The 6,603-nt window shown below is 41.4% G+C and carries 4 protein-coding genes; all 4 read right to left on the bottom strand.

What is annotated here, in order from left to right; translation table 11 throughout:
- Window positions 1-943: hypothetical protein (locus ACEW8O_RS18260; RefSeq protein WP_373496066.1), on the bottom strand; the 943-nt coding region annotated here is incomplete at its 3' end.
- Between the two features lie 149 nt (window positions 944-1,092).
- Complete coding sequence (locus ACEW8O_RS18255; RefSeq protein WP_373496065.1) at window positions 1,093-1,947, bottom strand: sugar phosphate isomerase/epimerase family protein; 855 nt, start codon at window positions 1,945-1,947, stop codon at window positions 1,093-1,095.
- 46 nt (window positions 1,948-1,993) lie between these two features.
- Entirely contained in the window at window positions 1,994-3,640 is a 1,647-nt protein-coding gene (locus ACEW8O_RS18250) for a sulfatase (protein ID WP_373496064.1), read from the bottom strand.
- Between the two features lie 138 nt (window positions 3,641-3,778).
- Window positions 3,779-6,289: a T9SS type A sorting domain-containing protein gene (locus tag ACEW8O_RS18245; protein WP_373496063.1), complete on the bottom strand. Its 2,511-nt coding sequence runs from the start codon at window positions 6,287-6,289 to the stop codon at window positions 3,779-3,781.
- Between the last annotated feature and the right edge of the window lie 314 nt (window positions 6,290-6,603).

The following is a 6,603-nucleotide window of genomic DNA, read 5'->3' as shown; positions in this document are numbered from 1 at the left end:
CAGGATCATAGATACCTATAAAAGAAGCATCTCTGGGAGGCATGATTATATGGCCATTTTCCAGCTCTACAGAACCTGAAAAAGCAGAAGTAACATTGGCGTTATGGGCTGCTCCACTTGAATATGCATTATTAACAGGGTCGTAAATTCCGACGTGTCTACTGTTAAAAGGAGTAAATATCACGTTGCCGGTAAGGCTACTCCGGGTAATTACCGAGAAATTATAGGTATCTGCTTCATTATGTGCAGGACCATCCTTATATGTATCTGTTGTAGGATTGTATAGTCCAACTACTTTTGCATGCAGTGGGCCAAACACAATCAAGTCAGGTGATATTTTTACGCATCCAAGAAAAGCATTATCTGAAGGAATTCCATGTGCAGCTCCATTTCGGTACGTTTTCGTTTTGGCATCATATATTCCAACATTTCTACTTCCACGGGGTGTAAGAATTACTGTGTAGCCGTCATCAAGAACAACCCCCATGCCGAACCCACCTTCTTGTCCATGCTCAGCAGTTTGAATTATAGTATTGGTTTCCGGATCATACTCACAAATAAATTTACCAGTACGAGGTACTAAAACAATTCTTCCATTTTTAACCAACACACCACCCCGAAACTCCTTATCACCGGTTCTTAAAGGTTTTGGCCCTGCCTTATATTCGAATTTCTCTATCCTCCCTTCAAGCATTACTTTGGAAGGACCTTCAATGGTAGCCCTTAGCGTTTTTATTTCAGGAAGCTGCACATCCTTTTCAAGCAAATGTAAACTTGATTGCGGTAAATCTTCTCCCCTATTGACTGTAAATTCTTTTATATAAGAAGAAATTAATGAAAGGTTATGTGAACTTTTAGTAAGATGATCTCTCATGTCTGATCGCAGACAGTAAGCCATGCTTATAACCAATATCAGCGCACTGACTGAGAAAATCTTATTCATTTGAGTAGTTTTTTAAATTGCTTTTTTTTCAACGCTGTAATTCTTTCTTCTTTACCTGTCGGATCAAATGGCTTTCAGGGTCGCAAAAAACATGTCACCATTGGAAAGATACAAGGCTAAATGCCGGCTATCATCCACTAATATGGCTTTTATTTATCTAAATGCCTCCTAATGGTCTTATAACTTACCCGAGCGCAATCAATGCCTTTGACTGCACGTTCATTTTCTACAATATAATATTTTACTCCGCCAATTTTTGCCGCTTCGAATATTGGTTTAAAGTCGATAATGCCTTGTCCAACACAACAGATACCCCCATCCCGGTTGTTGTTCATGTCTTTGACATGACCTATTTCAAACCTTGACGGATATTTTTTAAATAAATCTTCCGGATTATAACCCCCTTTTACTACCCAATACCAATCCAGTTCCACCGTAGTATATTCCGGGTCTGTATGCTCCATCAGAGTATCAAAAACCAATTTGCCATCTACTTCCACAAATTCCTTGTCATGATTGTGCCATGCAAAACGAAATCCCGCATCTTTCACCTTTTTACCCATTTCATTAATATTTTCTACAGTATCCATAATCTCAGGCAGTTGTAAGTCAGTAGCCGATGAGAGCCATGGGTAATAGCAAACCAAATATTCTGCTCCAAGCGCTTCAGCGATCTTGAGGTAATTATCCAGCTCTTTCTTAAGGTTTCCCATGCTGCTACCTGTCGCCACCGCACGGAGGCCCAACCCTTTCAGAAGGTTATTATACTCATTTGGGGCAATACCCTCGGGCACACCTCCCTCAATACATTTATAACCTATTTGTGCCAACTCCCGCAATGTCGATTTATAATCGGCCTTCATTTCGTTTCCTACAGTATTGGTAATAATGCCAATATTGTCTGTATTCTTATCTGCGGCCATTGAATACAGTGTGTTCGAAAAACCCAATCCAAACACCCCTGTCAGTGTTTTTTTGAAAAATTCTCTGCGTTTTTCCATCATATCGTATCGGGTAAAATTAGAATTTGAAATCTTATAGCAAACCGTTTTATTGAATGTCAGTCTTTTCCGGCAAGCCTTTGCCTTCGTGAAAGAAATACCTCATCGGTATTTCGTTATAGTGAGCGCCCACATCCCTTGGTTGGCAAAACCAAACCAATTGTCCTGTCCTGTTCAGTTCTGATGGAAGCCTTGAAGCATCAGGATGGGTTTCATGAAACATCTTCAGCATTTGTTCCTGCAATTCATTTATTTTTTGGGAATAGTTCGGATCGTAAGCCAGGTTGGTCGTTTCCTGGTAATCATTTTTCAGGTTGTACAATCTATGGTGAATACCGGAAGGTCCGTGACCGGTTTCATATCCAATATCAAGATCGTACTTACCGGTTTCAAAAACATATTTCCATTCTTTATCTGCCACCATGGCCATATCGTCCTGAAGGTACTGTGCAAATACATGATCACGATGGTGATTCTTCTCCCCTTTCAAAAGGGGCACCAGCGATATACCTTGAAAATCCGGATGCTGTTCAAAACCTAAGGCTTCGGCCACTGTTGGGACCAAGTCAATAAATTCCACCAGAGCATCTGTTGTTGCGCCTGATTTAAAATTTGATTTACCCTTGATGATAAGAGGTGCTGTAATGGACTCCCTCCAAAAAGTATGCTTTTCAAATCTTTTATGTTCATTCAACAGGTATCCTTGGTCGCCATTGAAAATCACCAACGTATTTTCTTCCAAACCATTTTCAAGTAGAGCATCAAGCACGATACCCACGTTTTTATCCAAGTATTCTACAGAAGTGTAGTAAGAGGCAATTATACCACGTCTTTCTTTTTCGGTAAGACCTTTGAACTGCATGGGTACCCAACGATCGTCTTCGGGAGACCCGGTGGGTAAAGGCATATCTTCAGCTTGATATTTTCCGGCGTATTCTATCGGGAAATTAAATGGAGCGTGCGGTTCATTGAAAGCCACCCACAGGCAGAATGGATTGTCTTTGTTGTTTTTTATAAAATCAGCCGCCCATTTTGCCAGAAAAGTGCCTTTGCTGTCTTGGTCATAGTACGGAACTGGTAGCATATCTGCATTTTTTGTCCAAGCAGCACCGTCATAAGCTTTTACACTATTGCGGGTAGGAATTTCTGAAGGGATTTCCCGGGGTGGGTTTTTCTTGAGATGATCCTGATATTCCCTGGTATCAATAAGATATTCCCAGCCATGATCGGGCAATTCACCATCATGATATAGTTCATTGAAAACAAAACTGTTGAAATGGGTTTTCCCTACAAGGGCTGTCTTATACCCTTTTTCCCTTAAATATTCGGCAATGGTCACATTTCCATCATCGGGAAAAGGAGTGAAAAGCAGGTTGACTCCTGTTGCATGGGGATATTTACCTGTCATCATGGATTGCCTGGATGCGCTGCATATAGGCGAATTGGCGTAGGCGTTGGTAAATATTGTTCCTTCAGAAGCAAGCTTGTCAAGATTTGGGGTCCTTATAATATTATTACCGTAAGCACCCACCACATCAGGATGGTGGTCATCACTTACTATAAAGACGACATTTTTAAAATATGGCGTTTTTTGATTATTGGAAGCATCATCTGGATTGCATGCCCCAATTAAAAATAGCATGACACCAAAAAAAATCAGTTTGCCTGCAAAGCGGTTTATAAATGAATAATTCATATTTGGGTGCTTATAAAGTTTGGACATAATTACTCCTCCCGTTGTTTTTAAATTTTTCCAACAAATCTTCAAACTTAATGATAGCAAAAGCTTCGTTCCAAATCTTTTCCCTTTCTTGAATTTAAAGATTTGGCCGCCTTATTTTATTAACAGCTTTCTATTGATGTATGCACCACGATTGTCTATTATAATGAGCATATACACCCCAGGCGAAAGGTTAGCACTATAGGAGTCTTTTATTTGATTGAACTGTTTTACCAATTTACCCGACAATTCTCTGATCTCAATACTGCTGTACTGTGCATGATCAGCTTCATACTGAATGTTGAAACTTCCGTCTGTAGGGTTGGGATAAATATTAAAAGCCCTCTCAGGGATCTCAGGTAACGAGGTTATCACATCTGCCTCCCTTGTATCTGCCACAATATACATAGCTTCCTGAGGGAGTATGAATTTTACCTTTTGTCCATCTTCAAGATTTTCCACTCTTATCTCCCTTACTTCATAGCCATTTATATCCAGCAATCTGGCCGACTTAATATTTGGGTTGTTGAGTGTTATATTGACCAATGAATTGGATGCCTTCCAGGGCATGGTTCCTGTGTTTTGAATTTCAAAACCCTCTACTACTGTATTGGCATTAAGGTTAAAAGTAGTGGCTCTTTCCTGCCAGCCTGTAGGTTGATACTTGGTACCAATTTGTATCAGTACATGCTCCGAGCTGCTCAAGGTTTTGTTATCCATAGCCACTACATTCACTACGACATAATCGTTGGTAGTTTCTATTTTGACACTCGATAATTCATAGCTATGTTTCTCTCCGGGAAAGCCACAAATACCCTGAGCTGAAGGTGCATCGAGCAGGCACATGCCTTGTTCATAGTCCCATGTGAGCTGTCCGGTAGCACTGGTGATTTTTCTGTTTTGGAAATCAAGCAACTCATCGAGCTGCGATGAAATCCTTTCGGTATCGCTTCCTGTATCATATTCTACACTGACCCGCCCGGCCAGGTAGGCAATGGGTGCTACCTTTGTGGTGGCATCTCCACCACCAATATTATCATAACTATCTCTATTGGGATCAAAACTGTTTTCCTCGGCAATTATTGGTATTTTCCGCTCATAGATAGACTGCAATGTGCGGCCTTCATGCACCAATACAGGTGCTTGCTGTATGTAACCCATCCGGTACATAAGGGCATTGGCGGGAAACATACCCACTTGCCCGGGTGTAGAAACATTCCATCGACTCAGGGGATGTTGTCCTCCATCTAAGTTGGTCCAGGTAAAATACGGTTCTGCATCGAAGCCGGGGCTACGGGGCGTAAACCAATAATAAGCATCGAAACCATTAAGGGCAGAATAGGATGCTATAAGAAAGGGTCCTTCTGCCTGATACTTATGCGGTAGGTTCCAGGCACTTTCTGAAATTATAAAGGGTTTGCCTTTAACATGCTTTACATTGATGGGCAACCTATGCGGTAAATGCAACACCGAAGCGCCTACATAATGATGGCCCGGATCGATGCGCCAGCCACTATTGGCACCTACATGCTGCGGACTGTAATACCGGTTCACAGCGATAACATCGGCCACATCATTTGTATATCGCTCTGCATCGAAGAGCCTTAAAGGATCGGCTGTCTTCCAGTTATTGGTATTTATAAGCTGCTGACAACCCATCGTACGCAAATGGTCATAAACCTCTTGATAAAAACCGCGCTGCACATCAGAATAAAAGTGGATTTGATCAGTGATGCGTTTATCCTTTCCTCCGGTTTGCGTTTGGGTAGCTTCCCAAATGATGTACAAACCCATTTTGCCATTGGCAGGGTTATCACCATCAATGGGTGCCAGGTTTTGCCAAGCCGCATAAGCTTGACCTATACTTCCATATTTAGCCAACAGCCATTCGTGATACTGCGATTGCATTTCGCTCATCAATGAGGGCTGCACACCCTGGATGGTCCAGAAGAAAATCCCATCTTCATTTTTCATTTGGATTAATCCTACTGCAGGGTCGTCTTTTAATGCCAGCCCGGTATGTGGATTAACCTCTGTGAACAGGTATTCTACCCAGTTTTTATAAGCATTTTTAAATTTATCATTGAAGTACATTAAAGCCCAAGGCTTTACGTCTCCTACATAATCACCCAGTTCCCATGCAGATGGCAAAATACCCATATGCCCGACCCAAAATGGGCTTATGGTTGTGTAAATCCCTTCGGCCTTCATGGCAGCCACCAGCCGCCAAATGGCATTTACTTCATCGGTATTTACTGCATTGATGTCATTGGTTGTGGAGTGGATGCGTGCATGTGTCCGAATCATGTTGACGCCACGTTTTGCCAGAAATTTAGCGAATGAAGCAAGCTGCTCACTGCTGTAGTTCCGGGTGTCGTCGCCACCTCCAATGGCCCAGATACGTATTTCCTGTCCGGTGCCATCAACAAAGCTCTCACCATCATCTGACAAACCTATAAATCCGGTTGATCCCGCTTCAATTTCGTTAAGAAACCGAAGATCGAGCAGGGCGTCATCTGTAAATGGATCTTCGGGAAACATCACTGACCACCCTTGCGCCGGTGATTGTGCATGCACACGCCATGATAGAATAAATATTAATAATAATAAGGAAAAATGTTTCATTTTGGTCTTATGGGTATATATATAAAAGGGGAAAAATCTTAAAACAACCCCAAAAAAAAACGACTTTTTTAAAAAATTATGATTTCGGCAATTTGAGCAACATATTGACATTGAATCCAATATTACCGAATACAGGAAAAAATCATCGAATTCTTGTCCTAATCATTGATTACTATTTCTTTATTTTGAATTTTCAGATCTGCACCACCTTGGTTGACACTTTTTAAGTACTCAAAGAGTTCTTTTCCTTTACCTACTGATGGATCGTAAAGCCTTACAAAATTGTCATCTTCCCGCCAGGTGGGTACCAGAGA

Origin of the sequence: Aquiflexum sp. (genome assembly GCF_041749095.1) — a bacterium.
In the GTDB taxonomy this organism is placed as follows: domain Bacteria; phylum Bacteroidota; class Bacteroidia; order Cytophagales; family Cyclobacteriaceae; genus Aquiflexum.
Note: the sequence above shows the minus strand (reverse complement) of the source record. Positions and strands in the feature narration are given on the sequence as shown.